Genomic DNA, 19,477 nt, shown 5'->3' with positions numbered 1-19,477 from the left:
CTCTTATTTCTTGTCATCTTTGACTTCTTCAAACTCAGCATCAACAACGTTGTCGTCTTGCTTCGCTTGCTGCTCGCCAGCACCGCCTTGGGCTTGCTGAGCTTGAGCTTGCTGCTGGGCAATTTCCATCAGCTTCTGAGAGGCTGCGATCAGTGCTTGTACTTTCGCATCGATTTCCGCTTTGTCTTCGCCTTTACGTGCTGTTTCCAGCTCGTTTACAGCCGCTTCAATCTTCTCTTTCTCATCAGCTGGCAGTGCATCACCCGCTTCTTCGATTTGCTTACGAGTACCGTGAACCAGCTGGTCAGCTTGGTTACGTGCAGCCGCTAACTCTTCGAACTTTTTGTCCGCTTCTTTGTTAGCTTCTGCTTCCTGAACCATTTTCTCGATCTCTTCCTCGCTCAGACCGCCTGAAGCCTGGATAGTGATCTTCTGCTCTTTACCCGTTTGCTTGTCTTTCGCAGACACGTGCAGGATACCGTCCGCATCCAGGTCGAATGTTACTTCGATCTGAGGCATACCGCGTGGAGCAGGCTGGATGCCTTCCAGGTTGAACTGACCAAGCGACTTGTTGAAGTGCGCTTGCTTACGCTCACCCTGCAGAACGTGGATAGTTACTGCGTTCTGGTTATCTTCTGCTGTCGAGAACACCTGGTTCGCCTTAGTAGGGATTGTGGTGTTTTTCTCAATCAGCTTAGTCATCACACCGCCCATGGTTTCGATACCCAGAGACAGTGGAGTTACATCCAGCAGCAGTACGTCTTTTACTTCACCCGCCAGTACGCCACCCTGAACCGCAGCACCGATAGCAACAGCTTCATCAGGGTTCACGTCTTTACGTGCTTCTTTGCCGAAGAACTCAGCCACTTTCGCCTGAACCATAGGCATACGAGTCTGACCACCCACCAGGATAACGTCAGTGATGTCGCCTACAGACAGATCAGCATCAGCCAGTGCTACTTTCAGCGGCTCAAGAGAACGCTGTACCAGATCTTCAACCAGAGACTCAAGCTTCGCACGAGTCACTTTGATGTTCATGTGCTTAGGACCTGTTGCATCTGCAGTGATGTAAGGTAGGTTCACATCAGTTTGCTGTGCAGATGACAGTTCGATTTTCGCTTTCTCTGCGGCTTCTTTCAGACGCTGCATCGCCAACGGATCGTTCTTCAGGTTGATACCTTGCTCTTTGTTGAACTCGTCAACCAGATAGTTGATCATGCGGTTGTCGAAGTCTTCACCACCCAGGTGTGTGTCACCGTTGGTTGCCAGAACTTCGAAGGTTTTCTCGCCTTCAACTTCATCGATTTCGATGATAGAGATATCAAATGTACCACCACCCAGGTCGTAAACCGCGATAGTGCGGTCGCCGCCTTTCTTGTCCAGACCGTAAGCCAGAGCAGCTGCAGTTGGTTCGTTGATGATACGTTTAACTTCCAGACCTGCGATACGGCCAGCATCTTTTGTTGCCTGACGCTGTGCATCGTTAAAGTAAGCAGGAACGGTGATTACTGCGCCAGTTACTTCCTCACCCAGGAAGTCTTCAGCAGTTTTCTTCATTTTTTTCAGAACTTCAGCAGATACCTGAGGCGCTGCCATTTTCTGGCCTTTCGCTTCTACCCATGCATCGCCGTTGTCAGCCTTAACAATTTTGAAAGGCATGATTTCGATGTCGCGCTGAACTTCTTCGTCTTCAAAACGACGGCCGATCAGACGCTTGATCGCAAACAGTGTGTTTTCAGGGTTAGTCACCGCCTGACGTTTAGCAGGCTGACCAACCAGAGTTTCACCGTCTTGGGTGTAAGCGATAACAGATGCCGTTGTGCGCTCACCCTCAGCATTTTCAATTACACGTGGCTTGTCACCATCAAGTACTGCTACACAAGAGTTGGTTGTACCCAAGTCAATACCAATGATTTTACCCATCAGGCTTTCTCCGAAATTCATTTAGCTTATTTGCCAATAAACCGTTCTTGGTTATTGGCAACGCGGAAGCGTCCGCAGAAATTGGTTTACGATGTCGTATGACTACTAGATAAGGGCAGCCATTCGCTTTTCAAGGGTGACATCGAAAAAAAATTCAAAAAAATAAAAGCCCGCCTGAAAAGCGGGCTTGGTTGGCAACTCTGCCCGCTTACGCCAGAGTATCGACGTTACCGGATGCCGCTTTAGATACCATGACCATCGCCGGACGTACCACGCGGCCGTTCAGCTCATAGCCCTTCTGCATCACCAGCATCACAGTGTTTGGCTCGTGCTCAGCGCTTTCCTGAATCGACATCGCCTGATGGAATTCAGGGTTGAACGCTTCACCAACCGGGTTGATAGCAACCAGACCAAATTTCGCGACAGTGTCGGTCATGGTCTTCAGCGTCAGCTCAACGCCTTCCAGCATTGGCTTGATCGCTTCATCAGTCTTGTCGGCCATCTCAATGGCACGTTCCATATTGTCGATAACCGGCAGTAGTTCGCCCGCAAAACGCTCCAGCGCAAATTTACGTGCTTTATCGATTTCCTGCTCAGTACGGCGACGCATATTTTCTACGTCAGCGCGAGCACGCAGAACGCTGTCCTGCTGCTCTCTCACTCGAGCTTCGCTTGTCAGCAACGCCGCTTCCAGCTCAGCAATACGTGCTGCTTGCTGTTCTTCCAGCGTCATTTCCACAACGTCGGCTTCAGCATTGTCTGTTGATTCAGTCTCAACCGTTTCAACTGTCTCGTCTTGCTTCAGCTGCTCGTCCTGTACTTTTTTCTCTTCGTTGCTCATGCTTTCGCTTCTCCGCCAAGATCATGGTGTTCATTCAGAGGATGATATCGTCCACATCATCCTAAAATCTACGTATGCGCATATTATGGGGATGAAGTTCAATGATTCAAGCCGATATCGCTCACAAAGCGCGACAAGTCGACAATCCAAACGCTATACTGGCTGTCTATTAATTTGTTGGATCATGAACATGACACGCGTATTCAGCACTATTGCGATTATTGGCAAACCCCGCAACCCGGACGCCCTGCAGACTCATATGAGCCTGTATAGCTGGCTGACCGAACGGGGATACGACGTCATGGTTGAACACCGACTTGCGAACGATCTGGACTTACCCGCTAATGTGTTCAGTGACTTGCTGACGATCGGCGATAAAGCTGACCTCGCCATTGTGGTTGGTGGTGACGGTAACATGCTGGGTGCGGCACGGGTGCTTTCCCGCTTTGATATTACGGTGATTGGTGTAAACCGCGGCAGCCTCGGCTTTCTGACAGATCTGGATCCCGATGCCTTCGAGGAAGAGTTACAGCTGGTATTGCACGGTGAATACGTGGTCGAAAAACGGTTTCTGCTGGAAGCGGAAGTCCACCGGCACGGCATGATAAAAAGCCGGAATGCGGCACTCAACGAAGCCGTGCTTCACCCGGATAAAATCGCGCACATGATTGAGTTTGAAGTGTATATCGATGACCGATTCGCTTTCTCTCAGCGCTCGGACGGGCTGATTATCTCCACCCCAACCGGCTCCACCGCGTACTCACTGTCTGGTGGCGGACCAATCTTATCTTCTGAGCTGAATGCCATTTCGCTGGTTCCAATGTTCCCGCACACGCTGTCGTGTCGCCCGTTGGTGGTTGACGGTAACAGCCGAATCAAACTGCTTGTCTCACCGGAAAACGGCAGCACGCTGGAAGTCAGCTGCGACGGTCAGGTTTCCCTGCCAGTCAGCCCAGGCGATGAAATCCACATTTATCAGAGCCCGGAAACCCTAAAGCTGATCCACCCGAAAAATTACAGTTATTACGAGGTGCTGCGCGGCAAACTGGGGTGGTCAAGCCGGCTGTTTTAACGCCACCTCCCCCCATCAAGCCAGCCTATAAAGCTGGCTTTTTTATTCTCCGTTATCAGCATGTTATCTCCCTCCCAAATCACCTGCTAAAAATTTCTCAACAGTACTTTACTGTATGTAGATACAGTATATACTGTATGAAAAAACAGGTGTTGATTTAAACAGGTGAACACATGCTGGCTCATATGACGATCTCAAACTTTGCTATTGTCAAAAACCTTGAATTTGAACTGAAACCGGGAATGACCACCATTACCGGTGAAACCGGTGCCGGTAAGTCGATTGCTATCGATGCCCTTGGCCTTTGCCTGGGCGATCGAGCCGAAGCCAGCATGGTCCGCCCCCATGAGGATAAAGCCGAAATCTCGGCTGCCTTTTCACTGCTGAATAACCAAGCTGCACGTCGCTGGCTGGAAGACAATGATCTGATTGATGGCGACGAGTGCATTCTGCGTCGTGTAATCACCAAAGAAGGTCGCTCCCGGGGTTTTATTAACGGTAGCCCGGTGCCAGCCTCGCAGCAAAAAGCACTGGGACAGTTGCTGATCAATATTCATGGCCAGCACGCTCATCAGCAGCTTATGCGGGCCGACTACCAGCAGCAGATGCTAGATCAGTACGCCGGCCACCATCAGTTGATGGAAAAAACCCGCGATAGCTACCAGCGCTGGCGCCTCGCCAGTAATGAGCTAAAACGTTTGACCCAGAGCCGCGAAGAAAACGAAGCTCAGAAACAACTGATTCAGTACCAGGTAAAAGAACTGGATGAGCTGGCACTGGGTGAAGAGGAATACGCGGAAATCGAAGAAGAGCACAAACGTTTGTCGAACTGTGGCGAGCTGGCTGTGTCCAGTCAGATGGCTCTTTCCATGCTGTACGACAACGATGATGGCAACGCATTGCAGTTGCTGCAAATGGCCAGCCAACAAGTGATTAATCTGGGGGATATCGACAGCAGCCTGAGTACCATTCCGCAAATGCTGGAAGACGCCATTATTCAGGTACAGGAAGCCAGCCAAGAGCTACGCGGTTATCTGGATAACCTGGATATGGATCCGCAGCGCCTGATTTATCTGGAAGAGCGCTTGGCAAAGATTATGTCACTGTCACGCAAACATTATGTGATACCAAACGAGCTGTATAACAAGCACCAGGATCTACTGAAAGAGCTTGAAATGTTGGATTGCAGTGACGAACGCTTGGAAGATATGGCCGAGCAAGTCGAACTACTGCGCCAGAAGTTTTTAGCCTGGGCGGAAAAACTGAGCAAGAGCCGCCGCCGCTACGCCAAAGAGCTCGATAAAAAGATCTCTGACAGCATGCATCAGCTGAGCATGGAGCACGGCATCTTTAAAATCGACATCCAGAGCGATGCCACCAGTCTGCTCAGCCCGCTGGGATTTGACACCATTACGTTTTTAGTTTCCACCAACCCGGGGCAACCATTACAGCCGCTGGGCAAAGTAGCCTCTGGGGGTGAACTGTCGCGTATTTCCCTGGCTATCCAGGTGATCACCGCGCAGAAAGTCGAGACTCCGAGCCTGATCTTCGATGAGGTAGACGTAGGTATCAGTGGCCCGACGGCCGCCATCGTCGGTAAAATGCTGCGCACTCTGGGCGAATCAACCCAAGTCATGTGTGTCACGCATTTACCGCAGGTCGCCGGTTGTGGACACCAGCAAATGTTCGTTGCCAAAAAATCAAGCAACGGGCAGACCGAAACCAACATGTATCCGCTTTCGACGGAAGAACGTGTCAGCGAGCTGGCACGCCTGTTAGGTGGCAGTGAAATTACCGAACGCACCCTGGCAAATGCAAAAGAGCTGCTGTTTGCTGCGTAATTAGAATAAACTTAACCGTTGATGCAACTAATTGGTTGTACAGGGGTCTCAATTAGCGTTTTTTTCTTAACCGCTTTTTTACTTCTGCCAACGGGTTGTTTATTATCGCTGCAGAATAAAGCTAATTTGCCGGGATGCTATGAGTTGGAAAAACCTTGCTGCCGTGACACTGGCAGTCAGCCTGCTGGGCGGCTGCTCCGTCGTCGAACGGCTGGTGTACCGCATCGATATTAACCAGGGCAACTACCTGGAACAAAAAGATATCGATACGCTTCGGTACGGAATGAATAAAGAGCAGGTACAGTACGTACTGGGATCACCAATGCTGGTTGAACCGGAATACCCGAATACCTGGTATTACGTGTACTATCACAAGCCAGGTCATGATCCGGTACAGCAGAAAAACCTGATTCTGAAGTTTAACGATCAAAATCAGCTGGTGAGTTTAGATGGGGACTACCAACGAGGCCCTAACTTCACCAGTCAGATTAACTAAGTAGTGATCCTCCGATCGCAAAAAGCTCGCCACTGGCGAGCTTTTTTATATCCATAGTTTCGTTCAGACAGTCGAAAAACAAAGCCTTAGTTCGCTTTTTTCTCTTCTTCCTTTTCCGCTTCTTTGGCCGCAAGAGCTTCCTGTTTCGCTTGCTCTGCCCGCTTACGGCGGATGTCTTTCGGATCGGCTAACAGTGGGCGGTATATTTCAATGCGATCACCGTCATGAACGGTTGCATCCAACTTCACGTTGCGGCTGAAAATTCCCACTTTATTTTTTTTCAGGTCGATTTCCGGATACAACTCCAGGACACCAGACTGTTCGATAATCTGCTGCACTTGCATATCCGGTGTTACCGCTACGCGAATCACCTTCTGCACATGAGGCAGTGCATAGACCACCTCCACATGGATCAGCTTTTCATCAGAAGCCATATACTTCTCTCGCTCGCTGAGTAAACGCACTTATCATGTTACCGGTCAGCTCTTTAAAAACCTTACCAAACGCCGCTTCAACCAGCGCATTGGTAAATTCAAAGTCGAGCTTCAGCTCTACCTTACAGGCATCGGCATCCAGTTCAATAAAATGCCAGCCGCCCACTAAGCGCCGGAACGGGCCATCCACCAGCTGCATGTCAATCTTGCTACCTGCTGTCAGCGCATTTCGGGTAACAAACGTCTTCTTAATCCCGGCTTTCGACACATCGACGGCTGCCATCATATGCAGCTCAGAGCTTTCAATGATCTTCGTGCCGGAACACCCCGGAAGAAACGCCGGATACGATTCAACATCATTCACAAGTTCAAACATCTGCTTCGCACTGAATGGCACCAGTGCAGAGCGGCTAATCTGAGGCATAGCTTCTCCTTTACCCAACGAACGCGCCGCTTCACATTTCAGTTATCAGGCACACTCGCCAAACCTATGAGAAGGGCTGGCACAATGATACCATCACTGGGCTAACAGCCAAAATCAGCGTAATGCTCACTCTTCAAGCTTTTGATTTTGTGACATTACACTTTCGACCAGCGGGCAAAATCACGCTGGGACTACAGAGATTTAAGAGAAACTATGGCAAAGAAAAAACCAAGCAAGCCGGGCAGCAATACCATTGCGAAAAACAAAACCGCCCGCTTTGAATTTGCGATTCAGGATGAATACGAAGCCGGTGTCGAGCTTCAGGGCTGGGAAGTGAAAGCTATTCGCTCCGGTAAAGTCAACATTTCAGAAAGTTACGTATTCCTGCGTAATGGCGAAGCCTTTATTTCAGGCACTCAAATCACACCGCTGAATGCTGCATCTACTCACGTGGTTGCTGACCCGAACCGTACCCGTAAACTGCTGCTAAGCCGCCGCGAGCTTGATAAACTGGCTGGTGCTGTGAACCGTGACGGTGAAACCATCGTAGCCCTGAGCATGTACTGGAAAGGTTCCTGGGTTAAACTAAAGATAGGTACCGCGAAAGGTAAGAAACTGCACGATAAGCGTGCGGATAAGAAAAATCGTGACTGGCAGCGCGACAAAGCGCGCATTATGAAGCACAGTAACCGTTAAACTTTCAGGACTTTACTGACACCTGCCAGCTAAGTGATGGATTTTTCTCCACAAACACAGAGCTGGCAGTGAATTGTGTTGACGGTGATAGTAAATCTGTTACCATCAATCATAACTCTGGGGCTGATTTAGGATTCGACAGGATCACGACGGCTTGTGGAGCATGCCGAGGTGCGGTTTGCCTCGTTAAAAAGCCGCAAAAAAATAGTCGCAAACGACGAAAACTACGCACTAGCAGCTTAATACCCTGCTTAGAGCCTACCCTCCCTAGCCTTAGCTCGTAGGACGGGGATCAAGGGTAGTCAAACCCAAACGAGATCGCGTGGATGATTTGACCTGGGATCTGAAGCGTTAAACCTGATTCAGGTGTGTCTTTGTGTGGCGTGTCTTTCCGCAGCACACTGACGAGATTAAAGACAGACTAAGCATGTAGCGCCATTAGTTAGACTGGTTTTGGACGCGGGTTCAACTCCCGCCAGCTCCACCAATTCAACATCTAAAGACGTCTCAGGACGTCTTTTTTTGTATCTACGGCAATGTAAAATCAATAACTTAGCATCCCATAGTATCTCAAGGTGTTTCACTACATCTTTGACTTTTAGTAACCATTGTAGGAACCTTAGTATTGTGTTCCTAACTTTTGGTTCCTAAACATGCCTAGACAAACCAAACCGCTCAGTGCGACAGAAGTAAAAAACGCCAAGCCTAAAGAGAAAGAATACAGTCTCGTTGACGGACAAGGCCTGAAATTAAGAGTTCTACCAAGTGGCTCTAAACAATGGCAACTCAATTACTACCGCCCAACAAACAGAAAGCGCGCCAATCTCAACTTAGGACGCTACCCTGATGTTTCTCTTGTACAAGCGCGAAAAAGTGCTCAAGAAGCAAGAGAGCTGATCGCACAAGACATAGATCCTCAAGAACACAAAAAGAAAAAACTACAGGAACACATAGAAGTTCATGAGCATACATTTTTGAATGTGTCTAAAGAGTGGTTTGAAATCAAGAAACACAATGTTACTTCTGACTATGCTGTTGATATCTGGCGCTCTCTTGAACTACATATTTTTCCTTATCTATCCGATACACCAGTTAAACAAATTACAGCTCCACAAGTTGTAGATCTCCTCAGACCCATAGAGGCCAAAGGCAGCCTTGAGACCGTTAAGCGACTAATTCAGCGCCTTAATGAGGTCATGGGGTATGCTGCTAACTGTGGCTTTATTCCAGCCAGCCCACTTAAAGATATTCATAAAGTATTCAAAAAACCAAAAAAAGAACATATGGCAGCACTGACACCCGCAGAACTACCAGAGCTTATGGGGGCGATTGCCAATGCCAATATAAAGCGCACTACTCGTTGTTTAATTGAGTGGCAGCTTCACACCATGACACGTCCTTCTGAAGCTTCAGGCGCGCGTTGGGACGAAATTGACTGGGAAGAGAAAGTTTGGACGATTCCCGCTGAGCGGATGAAAAAAAGAAGAGAGCACCGCATCCCGCTCACAGAGCAGATGCTGGCGCTACTAGAAGTAATCAAGCCGATAAGCGGCCATCGTGAATTTATCTTTCCTTCAGATCGCGATCCGAAGAAACCATGTAACAGCCAAACGGCAAATATGGCACTGAAACGTATGGGGTTTGCAGGTCGACTTGTTAGCCACGGCTTGCGATCGCTAGCAAGTACCACTCTCAATGAACAAGGCTTTGACCGTGACTTGATCGAAGCGTCACTGGCACACGTTGATGATAACCAAGTGCGTAGCGCCTATAACCGTACTGACTACCTTGAACGCCGCCGCCCAATGATGAGTTGGTGGAGTGAGCATATAGAGGAGGCCGCCAAAGGCAGCCTCTCTGTTACTGGTACTAAACAACTGAAAGTAATATAGCCCTAAAACAACTATCTTATTTCTTATTTGTATTTTTGCTCTCGATAAATTCGGAAAATTTCATATGCCCTTGCAAACGGGGCATATCGTCTTTACAGACTTTTCCTTGCGCGAGCATATGTCTAAAGGCCCTAATTTTATTACGATAGCCTTTGGTTAGAACAACTCTATCTTCCTTGACTAACAATCCATGGACTTTGAGCCTTTGCCCCTTCTCAGCATCGGCAAAGAATGTTTTATCGCGGTTTAACGAAAAAGAGCTTTGCTCAAATATTCTATCAAGGGCTTCCGGAAGCTCTTCAATAAAATTATCTCTACCAGAAAACACAATGTCATCAGCGTAGCGAGTAACTTTCAAACCATGTTTACCTGCCAAGTGTAGGAGTTCTCTATCAATATCTCTCATCACTAGGTTTGATAATACAGGGCTTGCCGGAGAACCTTGTGGTAAAACTTCATCTAGTGAGCACAAGTTCGCAATGAGTTCTGCTGACTCAGGTAAATAACCAATGCTTACCAAAGCTTCTGTGACTTGCTCTGATGATACTGAAGGGAAGAAGTCTGCAATGTCCACAGAATACACCCACTTAGCACCTTCGTGCATCTTGGCGGCATCGACAAAAGACCGTCCTTTGATAAAACCACAAACATGAGAGTCAAACGAGATTGCACTACTCAGGTGATAACCTAGCCACTTCTGCACCACTTTCAGCGCAACTCGAGGGGAATGAATAGTTCTTAACTTCTTTCCATGCTTAATCTGAAAGGTTCGATAGAACTTATACTGATTCTTAGATAAGGCATATACGAAATCAGTCGAATAGCCAAATAATACAGCTAGACAAGGGGCAGATACCGCTGGGGGAAGAGAGTTCTCATACAAGAGTTGAATATTCTGCTGGTATTTTTCAACCTGAGAATGCGGAAATGACTCAATGAACTTATCCATCGAGCTGAAAGAAACTAGGAGCGGCGCGGCATTCATGACACTGTACTTTTCAAGATGTTTACAACGATGGACGAACGTCCAGCCGGGCGAAGCACGGATGGACGTTCGTCCATCGGTGTTTCTGTGTCAAGCCTTCGCAAACGGGCATGATACACACCCTCGCGACAATTTATCGCCGCTCCGTTTTTTAATTGGACCATTTTCTTCTACCTAAATCAAGTGCTCTTACTATATCTGAATTATTTCTACTTGAGATACTAGGCAACACATTCAGTCCCTTAAAAGTAAGACAGTATGTCGCTGTTTCTTTCTCTCGAACGACTAACTTTTTTTTGATTAATTTGTCTAGCTGTCTATTCAACCAACCACCTCCAACGTGTTCATAATCACGAGATAGGAAGTTGACTATTTCTTCTATGGTTGCAGGCTGTGTTCGCTTAGTCGCAGATAGAACCTCGATAATAGACGGCAACTCAGCTTGGTTATCAATCCAGCGCAAAACAACATGGTCTATACCTGCGGGGGATAATATTGACTCTAGATAATCTTGAATGACTTTTTTATCAGCTCTTTCGATACTATGGAGGTTGATCTCAACGCTCACGCTTTGGGCGGTTAAAAATTCAAAGCTACAATCAGCAATATCATCAGGAAAAGTTACCTGCAATAGAGTAATAAAACTCACCTTTAATCTATCTAGCTTCTCAGAATCGATAAGCAAGACTTCACTCCTGATTTTATACTGCTCATTTAGCTTATCTTGCAGGTTATGTAATTGCTTCTTGGAAATGAACCCCTTGCTTTTAACCTCACTAACACGGTCTTTTGGTACATACAGTACATAACAACCGTCAGATGAACGAATAGTGACATCAGAAACAAAGTAACTCTTGAGTAAAACCTCCAATTCAGGGGAATCTAACTTATCAAGCAAGACCTAACTCCTTCCATACTTTTCTTAATCTTTTACAAAGAGCTTCTGCTCTATTCGGCCACATCTCAGCAGATGTGAGCTTGTGAATCTCCAAATAGATCACCTTATCTTTTATAGCAGTTTTAATTTCAGGCTCGTAATCAGCCAATATTCTAGCCGCATAAGCATGCCTTAATAATTCCGCCAACTCTTTAGCAACGGTATCAATTTCAGTAAGGATACGACTACAATCCCCTTGAGTCATTAACCCTTTTCTCTTGAAACCTTCAGCTACAGGTTTAGCCTTTTTCTTTAAGTTCGTTTCGAGCAGTGCTGGAATATTGCCATGAGGTGTACCCTTCCATCCGCTGTTTAAAAAGCCTAAGGTCTCTCGAGTAACCAAAAAAGCTGCGTAATAGTAACGGTTAAATGCACTCCTACCTAACAAATCCGCATTCGTTGTTTCAGGTTCATTTAATGCTAATCGCTGCAATTCATTACCAACATACTTCATCAATAATGCTCTTCAATGTAACCATACGCCTTAGCGAACAGCTCTTTGTCTTTTCCTAAACCAAACTGAGCAAGTGTCAGTAGCAGTGCCTTTTGAATCTCTCTTGGTCCACTGTTTGAGCTCTGCCAGCCTTTAAAGCGTTTGGCTTTTACAATCTTATCTATCTGCTCGACAACATCACCAATAAGCTTTGGAGTGCTTTCTGGACGAGTTTCTAAGAACAGTTTTGTTAGTGCTTGTTTGTTATCTTCTTGGGTTACTGGTGAGTCACCCGTTTCACGCTCGGCTTGCACTGTATCTTTGGCCGTATCAAGTAACCCTTTCAGCCAGTCGATAGCTTTGATTACACCAGCTTCATAATCTTGGCGTAATTTCTCTAAGCGCTCACCAAGAGCGATAAACTTAGGATTTCCGCTACCACGTAGGCGGCCCATTAGATCGATTTCTAACTGGCTTGCGCGCTTCTCTTGTTCTTTCTCAGTCAACGTGAAGATAGCGTGCTCATCCATAACCAACTCATCAATATCATCACGAATGCGATTAATATCAGTATGTTCGTGAATCATCTTAATAGTTTCTGGGCCTAGCGCAGCCCACACGAGAGAGCCTGTCTGACCTACAGGGCGAACTGATTCATAGATTTGAACCAACCACTTATAATCAGCTCTGTAAGGCGTAAGGAAAGCGTCTGGGTTAATCGCAGACCATAACTTAGCTAGTACACCGAAAGAGGCTGCAAATTCATCACGCTTTTCGTTAGTCGGTAAGCAAGCTTGCGCTGCCATAATACCTTCAAAGCCGTCAACAGTTCTGTCAACGTTAGGGAAGAAGCTTAAACACTTATCTAGTTGGGCTGGCAGTAGCTCTTTAAAAGCCTCGATGCCTTCTACCACGCCGTCGATTTCTTCAGGATCGTATGCGAGTGCGGTACGTAGATTTTCAAACACTCCAAGATAATCAATGATAAGGCCCATTTGCTTACTAACACTATCAGTTTCGTACAAACGGTTAGTACGACACATAGCCTGCAACAAGGTATGGTCACGCAATGGCTTATCGAGATACATGCAGTAACAGATAGGCGCATCAAAACCTGTAAGCAGCTTAGCGGTAACAATCAGCAATTGAAGAGGTTGTTTTGGATCTTTGTAATCCTCAATCAAACTCTTCTGCTTTTGGTCATTCCCATCAATCTCTTGCCAGCGTTCAAAGTCTTCTTCTTTAACAGGAAGCTCAAGCTCTTGCTTCCATTTACGCCAGTCTTTATTGACCTTACCTTTCTTACTCTCATCTTCATCTTTGATTGGTGCTTGGTCGACGTTCATGACCACTTCAACCGCATCAAAGCCAAGCTTCTTACCGAGTAAGTAATACATCTGAACGCAGGCATCTCGGTCATAGACCACAACCATGCCTTTCATCTGCTTTGGCTTTACATGGCTTACAAAGTGATTGGCAATATCTTCACTTACCGCCGCCATGCGTTTAGGCGCCTTCAACATAATCGCTAAGCGGCCAGCGCGTTTAGACAATGCCATTTTCTCATCATCATCCAGATCGTTGTCTTTGACCATTTGTTCAAAGGCTTCATCAATAGCGGCACGATCCACTCGAAGCTCTGCCAAACGAGGCTCGAACTTCACCGCATTGGTCGCTTTATCACGAATGGACTGCTTATAGCTGTAACGGTTCATATAGCGCCCCTCATCCTCTTCGGCACCAAAGAGTTTGAAGGTATTACGGTCGATACCAGAAATAGGCGTACCTGTTAAACCATAGAAGTGAGCGTGAGGCAGCGCCCAGCGCATTTTGTCGCCGAGCGAACCTTCTTGAGTGCGGTGCGCTTCATCCACCAGCACGATAATGTTGTCTCGACTGTTTAAGCCGTTTTCATTGCTCTCATCGATTTCGACATCTTTGAACTTGAAAACTGTGGTGATCAAAATGCCACGACTATCTTGCTCTATATGCTCGCCGAGCTTTTTACAGCTTTGTACTTTGATGAGGTTTTTAACATCCGCTCCACCAAAGGTTTCATTGATTTGGCTATCCAGGTCTCGACGGTCTACCACAATCAACACGGTTGGATTTTTCAATTTGTTATCAGCACGAAGCATACGAGCGGCATAGAGCATAAGCAAGGACTTGCCTGAGCCTTGGAAGTGCCAGATAAGTCCTTTTTTCGGGTAGCCTTTTTTTACACGCTCTACAATTTGTTTTGCAGCTTCGAATTGCGGATAACGCGGTAAAATTTTAATATGTTTAGGCGGCGTGTCTTTGCCTGTTTTCACAGTAGAGAACAGCGCGAAAGACTCCAGCATTTGTAGCAAGGTTTCTGGATTCAGCAATCCTTCACAGCTATCAAGTAAGGTAGCTAAGCTAGCTGGAATCTCATCTCGCTGATCGGTTTTATGCCATGGCCCCCAGTCTTTCACTCGCGCATTAATTGCGCCATAAGCAAAGGTGCGGCCTTCAGAAGCAAAACATAGAAGGTTAGGTACAAAGAAAGGCTCAACATTTTTCCAGTAGTTCTTTTGGCCGCCTATAAAATCAGCAGCGCCATCTTGCCAAGTCACACTAGGACGAGTGGCAGATTTCACTTCCCCCACCACCAATGGGATACCGTTCACGTAAAGAACGATATCGAAAAACACCTCTGTCGCGGCAATGAAGTGAACCTGTTGAGATACAACAAAGTGGTTGTTTTCAGGAGTATCAAAGTCAATTAGCTTGATAGTAATATGGTCGCCGTTCTCACCAAACGGTAGGCTTTTCTCTGCCATCAACCATTCATGAAAATTCTCGTTCGCTTTCACCAAGCCCGTGTGCTTGGCTTCCAACATCAAGCCACGAAGTTTGTATATCACTTCATCGGCATAATCGGGGTTTTTAGTGATATCAGGGTTTAACGAACAAAGCGCGTCTTTAAGCCAAGTATCGACGAAGATATCGTGTGTTTGCTTGGGTAAGCTCTCACCATGGCAGTAATTCCACTTTAATCCGTTTAAGCCTTTTAAACGGTCAATGATTCCATTTTCTGTGACGGTTTGTTCGTTAAAATTTGACATATTACTCGCTCAATAAGTGCGTTTTTATCTCTTCGAGATGATCTATTTTTCCGAATTGCAATCGTCTAAATGAATCGAGTTCATTTAGTGACTTTGCAATTGTCCTTTGCATGGCAATAGGTGGCAAGATAATAGGCATATTGAGCCAATGCTCTGTTTTAAATAACATTTTCTCAATATGTATCCCAACACTATTAATAAAAAAGTAGTTCCTTAACCTTGGGGTTTTAACTAACCAAGCAAAGAAACTCATATCTAAACCATCTTTCGCATTGAACACATCATATTCATTCGATACAACGCTGCCTGTGAGGGACTTTGGTACTACACCACAACCACCATGAACGATTTGTCGTTTGGATATGAGAAAGTCACCTTCTCTTATCTCAAACTGACTTTTTACTTTAATATTTTTGCCAAGAATAACTTCCCGCGCTTCCACACCACCAAAAGCTCTCCTCGCGACTACAGTTCCATATTCTGTATCATCCGATAGCTTTACAGGCCTGCTAACCTTGACAAGGATGTCCTTTAGTCTCACAACCACAGAGCCTTTCGAACAACGTTCATCAAGGTTATCCGTAGGACTGTACTTCCCAAGAGAGCCACATGTTTTCTGAAGCAGTGATGATATCAGTTGAGAAGTCGCTTCAATTTGCTGCTCCACAGAGATTCTATTCCTCTGAATATTCAGCAAGTCATTAGCAAGCATTTTTTGTCCTACAAGGTCTGGTAGCGAAAACTCAACCTGCCCTAAATCTTTGAATTTCGTTCTAGGAGATAAAGAACCTGATGAAGTTTTTATCGCATGAGACCAGACTGTATTAGAATGGATCAAAAATGGAAAAAGTTCTGGGTCAACCACTGACTCATTGGCCTCCAAGACAATAATGTCTCCAGAACATATTCCATCAAAACTCGCTATTGCCGCTTTTCTTAGATAAGGGCGCCTCTTGCCAAGCAGAATGTGGCCCTTTTTAAACACTCGAGTAAAGCTAGGTTTATCTTGAGCTACACTACCCCAACGAGAAAGCGTTAGAGAATTCGAATCTATGTGTTCTAAACCTATATACTTGTCATAACCATCTTTTAAAGGCTCCGAGCTAGTAAGTTTTGGCTCTCGACATATGTCCTTTAGTTTAATAACTTGCTTATTCATCGCGGCCCCAATTGATACCTAAATCCCCTAACAAACTCTTAATTTCTTTTACATGGCTATTAGACTTCGCTTGATCGGCCTTCCAGTCCTCTATTGAGGTTCCTATGTTTTGATTCGACACTCCAGAATCTTGGTAAAGGTACAATGGTAATGACAGATTAAAGTTGTACCTTTCTATTTCATCGATACTAACCAAAGCGCACTCTCTTGATTCGCCCGAAGTATAGTTAAAGTAATTGCATATGTTTTTGATGTTTTTCTCTGACAAGAAATAATTTGATTTTATGCTAGTTATTTCATTTTTAGCATCAATAAAAAGTACCTTATTCTTTCTAGTCAATGGCTTATTCTTGTTAAGAACAACGATGCAGGATTCCATCGAAGAGTTATAAAACAGGTTTGGTCCTAGACCTATCACCGCTTCAATGATGTCAGATTCAATCACCTGTTTACGGATCGCTTGCTCAGAATCACGAAACAGCACCCCATGTGGCCAAAGCATGGCGGCACGGCCAGTATCAGGTTTTAAGCTTTTGATGATATGGGTATAGAAGCCGTAATCCGCACAACCTTGTGGTGGCACGCCGTACATATTGCGGCCATAAGGGTCAGCGGCGAACTTTTCACGGTTCCACTTTTTGATCGAGTACGGTGGGTTAGCGAAAATTACATCAAACTGTTTAAGCTGATCATTCTCAATAAACTTAGGGTCACCTAAGGTATCGCCACGCATAACATCGAACTCTTCAATGTCATGCAAGAACATGTTCATACGCGCAATAGCAGAAGTTAACAGGTTTACTTCTTGACCATACAAGTGAACACCACGCCACTCTTCGCCTTGCGAGCGTAAATCCATCACAGCATTCAGCAGCATACCACCCGTGCCACAGGTTGGGTCGTACGCACTCTCACCCGGCTTAAGCTTCATAATACGGGTCATCAAATGCACAACGGTACGATTGGTATAGAACTCGGCAGCAGTGTGCCCTGAATCATCCGCAAACTTTTTGATCAAGTACTCATAAGCTTCACCCAAGTCATCTTGAGCAACAGACTTAATACCTAGTGGAATTTTACTGAAATGCTGAATAAGGTCTGATAGCAAGTGATCTGGCAAACGCTCTTTGTTAGTCCACTGCGCATCACCAAATACACCATGTAATCGTTCGTTCTTTGCTTCAATCAAACGCAGTGCATTTTGAATCGCTTCACCAATGTCTTTGCTCGTGTTGCGAACTCTCTCCCAGCTAGCTTCTTCTGGAATATCGAAACGGTGGTACATCGACATCGCGGCGTATTCCGCATCACCTTCGTGCAGCTCTAGCGCTTCGTTATACTCTTCTAGATATACATCCGATAGACGCTTAAAGAACAGCAGTGGGAATACGTACTGCTTGTAATCAGACGCATCAATTTGGCCACGTAGGAACTCCGCAGCGCCCCACAGTAGGTCTTCTAATTTGTTTTTGTTCATAGCTCGAAGCCCTCTTTGATTAACAAGGCTTCTAACTCTTGCTCAGCAGCTTCTAAGGCTGCTAATTTTTGTTGGAAATCTTTCAACGCTTCTTCTACGGTAATGGTTTCTTCTTCTAGCGGCTTTTGTACATAACGAGCGATGTTCAAGTTGAAATCGTTTTCTTCAATCTCGCTATGTGGCACCCAACGTGCGACACCTTCTATGTCGTCTGCATTAGGACCTTTGGTACGCATGTTCTGATAGATGTCGTAAATCTCATCAGCTTGAGGCTCTGACAAAGTGTTTTGCGCGCGACCTTTAGTAAAGAGCTCTTCCGCATTCACAATCAGCACATGGTCTTTATGCTCTTCTGGTCTTGCTTTACGCAACACGAGAATACAAGCAGGAATGCCCGTGCCGTAGAACAGGTTTGATGCCACACCTATTACCGCCACGATACGATTCTCTTTTAATAGCTTGGTCCTAATTTTGCCTTCTGCTCCACCACGGAAAAGTACACCATGTGGCAGCACTACCGCCATGCGCCCTTTATCGTTCAATGAAGCAAACATGTGCTGCACCCAGGCGAAATCACCATTTGTTTTAGGAGCCAGACCAAAACTTGCACGGCCATAAGGATCACTTGTCCAATAATCATGCCCCCACTCTTTTAAGCTGAATGGTGGGTTTGCGATTACGCAGTCAAAGCTTTCTAGTTGGTCATTTTTCAGGAACTTAGGATCACGAAGTGTATCACCACGAACGATTTCAAAGTCTTCTTGTCCGTGTAGGAACAAGTTCATTCGAGCAATGGCTTCGGTAGTCAGGTTCTTCTCTTGACCTTTGATTTTTAGAAGACGTGGGTCACCACCGTTCTCTTTAACATGGTGAATGGTTTCAAGCAGCATACCGCCTGTACCACAGGCCGGGTCATAAACGCTTTCGTTAGCTTGTGGGTCTAGAATATTGACCATAAGACGAACAATGGTACGTGGCGTATAGAACTCACCTGCTTTCTTGTTTGCTTTATCAGCAAAGCGCTTGATGAGGTATTCGTAAGCACGACCCATATCATCATTACGCACACTCGATACTCCAAGGTTAACCTTGTTGAAGTGATTGAGTAATGTCGATAGCAGTTCGTCTGATAGACGCTCTTTGTTGGTCCAACTTGCGTCACCAAAAATGCCATGTAGCTGTGGGTTTTCTAGCTCAATACCACGGAATGAATCTTTTAGGGCTTGGCCGATGTCTTTGGTTTCTGCAAACACATCTTTCCAATGACAGTTAGCTGGAATTTGGATGCGGTGAAACATGTCGCCTTTCGCAAGCTCTTCATCACCCACTTGCTCCAACGCTTCTTCGAATTCTTCATCGTAAACATCACAGATACGCTTAAAGAATAGGATTGGGAAGATGTAGGTTTTGTAGTCTGAAGCGTCGATTGGGCCCGTAATGATGTGGGCTGCATGCCAAAGGTGCGCTTCTAAGTCTTTGAGATTTATTAATGTCATTGCTTGCTCTTATTCTCTTCTATCCACGCTTCAAGGTCTTCACGTTTGAAGCGCCAAGAACCGCCGACTTTGAAACCAGGAAGCTTTCCTTCGCTTGCTAATCTATATGCTGTTTTTTCGGCCAACTTTAAGTAAGCAGCCACCTCTTTCAAGGTTAAAATTTGGTCTACCATTCAGAGTGTTATCTCATGTTGGTTTTATTCATCAGAATTAATGGTGAGAGAATATGGGAAAATTGGGGAATCGGCAACGTGGGATGACTCAATACAAGACTGAGTGCAT

Annotated in this window: 17 protein-coding genes and 1 other RNA gene; 6 read left to right on the top strand and 12 right to left on the bottom strand. The window is 45.9% G+C overall.

The features are described 5' to 3' along the window. Positions 1 to 3 precede the first annotated feature (3 nt). Both dnaK and grpE read right to left on the bottom strand, forming a co-directional pair. A complete protein-coding gene (dnaK, locus tag PGW97_RS03170) occupies positions 4 to 1,923 on the bottom strand; it encodes a molecular chaperone DnaK (protein ID WP_047886626.1) in 1,920 nt (639 codons plus the stop codon). Positions 1,924 to 2,131: 208 nt separating this feature from the next. After that, complete coding sequence (gene grpE, locus PGW97_RS03165; RefSeq protein ID WP_273858663.1) at positions 2,132 to 2,764, bottom strand: nucleotide exchange factor GrpE; 633 nt, start codon at positions 2,762 to 2,764, stop codon at positions 2,132 to 2,134. Between the two features lie 181 nt (positions 2,765 to 2,945). Here grpE and nadK point away from each other — a divergent pair, with 181 nt between their 5' ends. The 3 genes from nadK (at position 2,946) to bamE (ending at position 6,173) form a co-directional block, all read left to right on the top strand. Further along, positions 2,946 to 3,836 carry an NAD(+) kinase gene (gene nadK, locus PGW97_RS03160; RefSeq protein WP_242551893.1) on the top strand — a complete coding sequence of 297 codons (891 nt, stop codon included), beginning with the start codon at positions 2,946 to 2,948 and terminating at the stop codon, positions 3,834 to 3,836. A gap of 173 nt (positions 3,837 to 4,009) precedes the next feature. After that, positions 4,010 to 5,677 (top strand): DNA repair protein RecN, encoded by a 1,668-nt coding sequence (gene recN, locus PGW97_RS03155; protein WP_273858661.1) that lies wholly within the window; start codon positions 4,010 to 4,012, stop codon positions 5,675 to 5,677. A gap of 139 nt (positions 5,678 to 5,816) precedes the next feature. Beyond that, a complete protein-coding gene (bamE, locus tag PGW97_RS03150) occupies positions 5,817 to 6,173 on the top strand; it encodes an outer membrane protein assembly factor BamE (protein ID WP_047886540.1) in 357 nt (118 codons plus the stop codon). An 86-nt stretch (positions 6,174 to 6,259) separates the two neighbouring features. Here bamE and PGW97_RS03145 read toward each other — a convergent pair whose 3' ends face one another. Both PGW97_RS03145 and PGW97_RS03140 read right to left on the bottom strand, forming a co-directional pair. Beyond that, positions 6,260 to 6,607 carry an RnfH family protein gene (locus PGW97_RS03145; protein WP_273858659.1) on the bottom strand — a complete coding sequence of 116 codons (348 nt, stop codon included), beginning with the start codon at positions 6,605 to 6,607 and terminating at the stop codon, positions 6,260 to 6,262. Continuing rightward, positions 6,597 to 7,031, bottom strand: coding sequence for an SRPBCC family protein (locus PGW97_RS03140; protein ID WP_047886538.1), 435 nt, complete (start codon positions 7,029 to 7,031; stop codon positions 6,597 to 6,599). Before PGW97_RS03140 ends, PGW97_RS03145 begins: the two co-directional genes overlap by 11 nt. A gap of 213 nt (positions 7,032 to 7,244) precedes the next feature. Here PGW97_RS03140 and smpB point away from each other — a divergent pair, with 213 nt between their 5' ends. The 3 genes from smpB (at position 7,245) to PGW97_RS03125 (ending at position 9,619) form a co-directional block, all read left to right on the top strand. Further along, positions 7,245 to 7,727, top strand: coding sequence for an SsrA-binding protein SmpB (smpB, locus tag PGW97_RS03135; RefSeq protein ID WP_273858657.1), 483 nt, complete (start codon positions 7,245 to 7,247; stop codon positions 7,725 to 7,727). 119 nt (positions 7,728 to 7,846) lie between these two features. After that, positions 7,847 to 8,214, top strand: a transfer-messenger RNA (tmRNA) gene (ssrA, locus tag PGW97_RS03130). Positions 8,215 to 8,380: 166 nt separating this feature from the next. Further along, entirely contained in the window at positions 8,381 to 9,619 is a 1,239-nt protein-coding gene (locus PGW97_RS03125) for an integrase domain-containing protein (protein WP_213903834.1), read from the top strand. A gap of 16 nt (positions 9,620 to 9,635) precedes the next feature. On the opposite strand, the gene PGW97_RS03120 is transcribed toward PGW97_RS03125, so the two are convergent. The 8 genes from PGW97_RS03120 to mads1 all read right to left on the bottom strand — a co-directional run bounded on the left by PGW97_RS03120 (position 9,636) and on the right by mads1 (position 19,368). Next, the gene (locus PGW97_RS03120; protein ID WP_273858655.1) at positions 9,636 to 10,604 is read right to left on the bottom strand and encodes a reverse transcriptase family protein; all 969 of its coding nucleotides are present in this window, start codon (positions 10,602 to 10,604) and stop codon (positions 9,636 to 9,638) included. A gap of 151 nt (positions 10,605 to 10,755) precedes the next feature. After that, positions 10,756 to 11,502 (bottom strand): hypothetical protein, encoded by a 747-nt coding sequence (locus tag PGW97_RS03115; RefSeq protein ID WP_213903832.1) that lies wholly within the window; start codon positions 11,500 to 11,502, stop codon positions 10,756 to 10,758. Beyond that, positions 11,495 to 11,995 carry a hypothetical protein gene (locus tag PGW97_RS03110; RefSeq protein ID WP_089183707.1) on the bottom strand — a complete coding sequence of 167 codons (501 nt, stop codon included), beginning with the start codon at positions 11,993 to 11,995 and terminating at the stop codon, positions 11,495 to 11,497. The genes PGW97_RS03115 and PGW97_RS03110 overlap by 8 nt, the downstream gene beginning before the upstream one ends. Continuing rightward, positions 11,995 to 15,063 carry a type I restriction endonuclease subunit R gene (locus PGW97_RS03105; RefSeq protein WP_273858650.1) on the bottom strand — a complete coding sequence of 1,023 codons (3,069 nt, stop codon included), beginning with the start codon at positions 15,061 to 15,063 and terminating at the stop codon, positions 11,995 to 11,997. Before PGW97_RS03105 ends, PGW97_RS03110 begins: the two co-directional genes overlap by 1 nt. A 1-nt stretch (position 15,064) precedes the next feature. Beyond that, positions 15,065 to 16,222: a restriction endonuclease subunit S gene (locus PGW97_RS03100; RefSeq protein ID WP_273858648.1), complete on the bottom strand. Its 1,158-nt coding sequence runs from the start codon at positions 16,220 to 16,222 to the stop codon at positions 15,065 to 15,067. Continuing rightward, on the bottom strand, positions 16,215 to 17,699 hold the full coding sequence (locus tag PGW97_RS03095; protein ID WP_273858646.1) for a type I restriction-modification system subunit M: 1,485 nt from the start codon (positions 17,697 to 17,699) through the stop codon (positions 16,215 to 16,217). Before PGW97_RS03095 ends, PGW97_RS03100 begins: the two co-directional genes overlap by 8 nt. Further along, positions 17,696 to 19,195, bottom strand: a complete 1,500-nt coding sequence (locus PGW97_RS03090) for a type I restriction-modification system subunit M (RefSeq protein ID WP_273858643.1) — start codon at positions 19,193 to 19,195, stop codon at positions 17,696 to 17,698. Before PGW97_RS03090 ends, PGW97_RS03095 begins: the two co-directional genes overlap by 4 nt. Then, positions 19,192 to 19,368, bottom strand: coding sequence for a methylation-associated defense system helix-turn-helix domain-containing protein MAD1 (gene mads1, locus PGW97_RS03085; RefSeq protein WP_009842282.1), 177 nt, complete (start codon positions 19,366 to 19,368; stop codon positions 19,192 to 19,194). The genes PGW97_RS03090 and mads1 overlap by 4 nt, the downstream gene beginning before the upstream one ends. Between the last annotated feature and the right edge of the window lie 109 nt (positions 19,369 to 19,477).

Source organism: Photobacterium sp. GSS17 (genome assembly GCF_028621875.1).
GTDB lineage: Bacteria > Pseudomonadota > Gammaproteobacteria > Enterobacterales > Vibrionaceae > Photobacterium > Photobacterium ganghwense.
The sequence above is the reverse complement of the archived record's forward strand: the minus strand, read 5'-3'. Positions and strand labels throughout refer to the sequence as shown.

Bases quoted from the DNA above. Each gene is read 5' to 3' on its own strand.
- dnaK (WP_047886626.1), bottom strand. From the start codon at position 1,923: ATGGGTAAAATCATTGGTATTGACTTGGGTACAACCAACTCTTGTGTA.
- grpE (WP_273858663.1), bottom strand. From the start codon at position 2,764: ATGAGCAACGAAGAGAAAAAAGTACAGGACGAGCAGCTGAAGCAAGAC.
- recN (WP_273858661.1), top strand. From the start codon at position 4,010: ATGCTGGCTCATATGACGATCTCAAACTTTGCTATTGTCAAAAACCTT.
- bamE (WP_047886540.1), top strand. From the start codon at position 5,817: ATGAGTTGGAAAAACCTTGCTGCCGTGACACTGGCAGTCAGCCTGCTG.
- PGW97_RS03145 (WP_273858659.1), bottom strand. From the start codon at position 6,607: ATGGCTTCTGATGAAAAGCTGATCCATGTGGAGGTGGTCTATGCACTG.
- PGW97_RS03140 (WP_047886538.1), bottom strand. From the start codon at position 7,031: ATGCCTCAGATTAGCCGCTCTGCACTGGTGCCATTCAGTGCGAAGCAG.
- smpB (WP_273858657.1), top strand. From the start codon at position 7,245: ATGGCAAAGAAAAAACCAAGCAAGCCGGGCAGCAATACCATTGCGAAA.
- PGW97_RS03125 (WP_213903834.1), top strand. From the start codon at position 8,381: ATGCCTAGACAAACCAAACCGCTCAGTGCGACAGAAGTAAAAAACGCC.
- PGW97_RS03120 (WP_273858655.1), bottom strand. From the start codon at position 10,604: ATGAATGCCGCGCCGCTCCTAGTTTCTTTCAGCTCGATGGATAAGTTC.
- PGW97_RS03110 (WP_089183707.1), bottom strand. From the start codon at position 11,995: ATGAAGTATGTTGGTAATGAATTGCAGCGATTAGCATTAAATGAACCT.
- PGW97_RS03105 (WP_273858650.1), bottom strand. From the start codon at position 15,063: ATGTCAAATTTTAACGAACAAACCGTCACAGAAAATGGAATCATTGAC.
- PGW97_RS03100 (WP_273858648.1), bottom strand. From the start codon at position 16,222: ATGAATAAGCAAGTTATTAAACTAAAGGACATATGTCGAGAGCCAAAA.
- PGW97_RS03095 (WP_273858646.1), bottom strand. From the start codon at position 17,699: ATGAACAAAAACAAATTAGAAGACCTACTGTGGGGCGCTGCGGAGTTC.
- PGW97_RS03090 (WP_273858643.1), bottom strand. From the start codon at position 19,195: ATGACATTAATAAATCTCAAAGACTTAGAAGCGCACCTTTGGCATGCA.
- mads1 (WP_009842282.1), bottom strand. From the start codon at position 19,368: ATGGTAGACCAAATTTTAACCTTGAAAGAGGTGGCTGCTTACTTAAAG.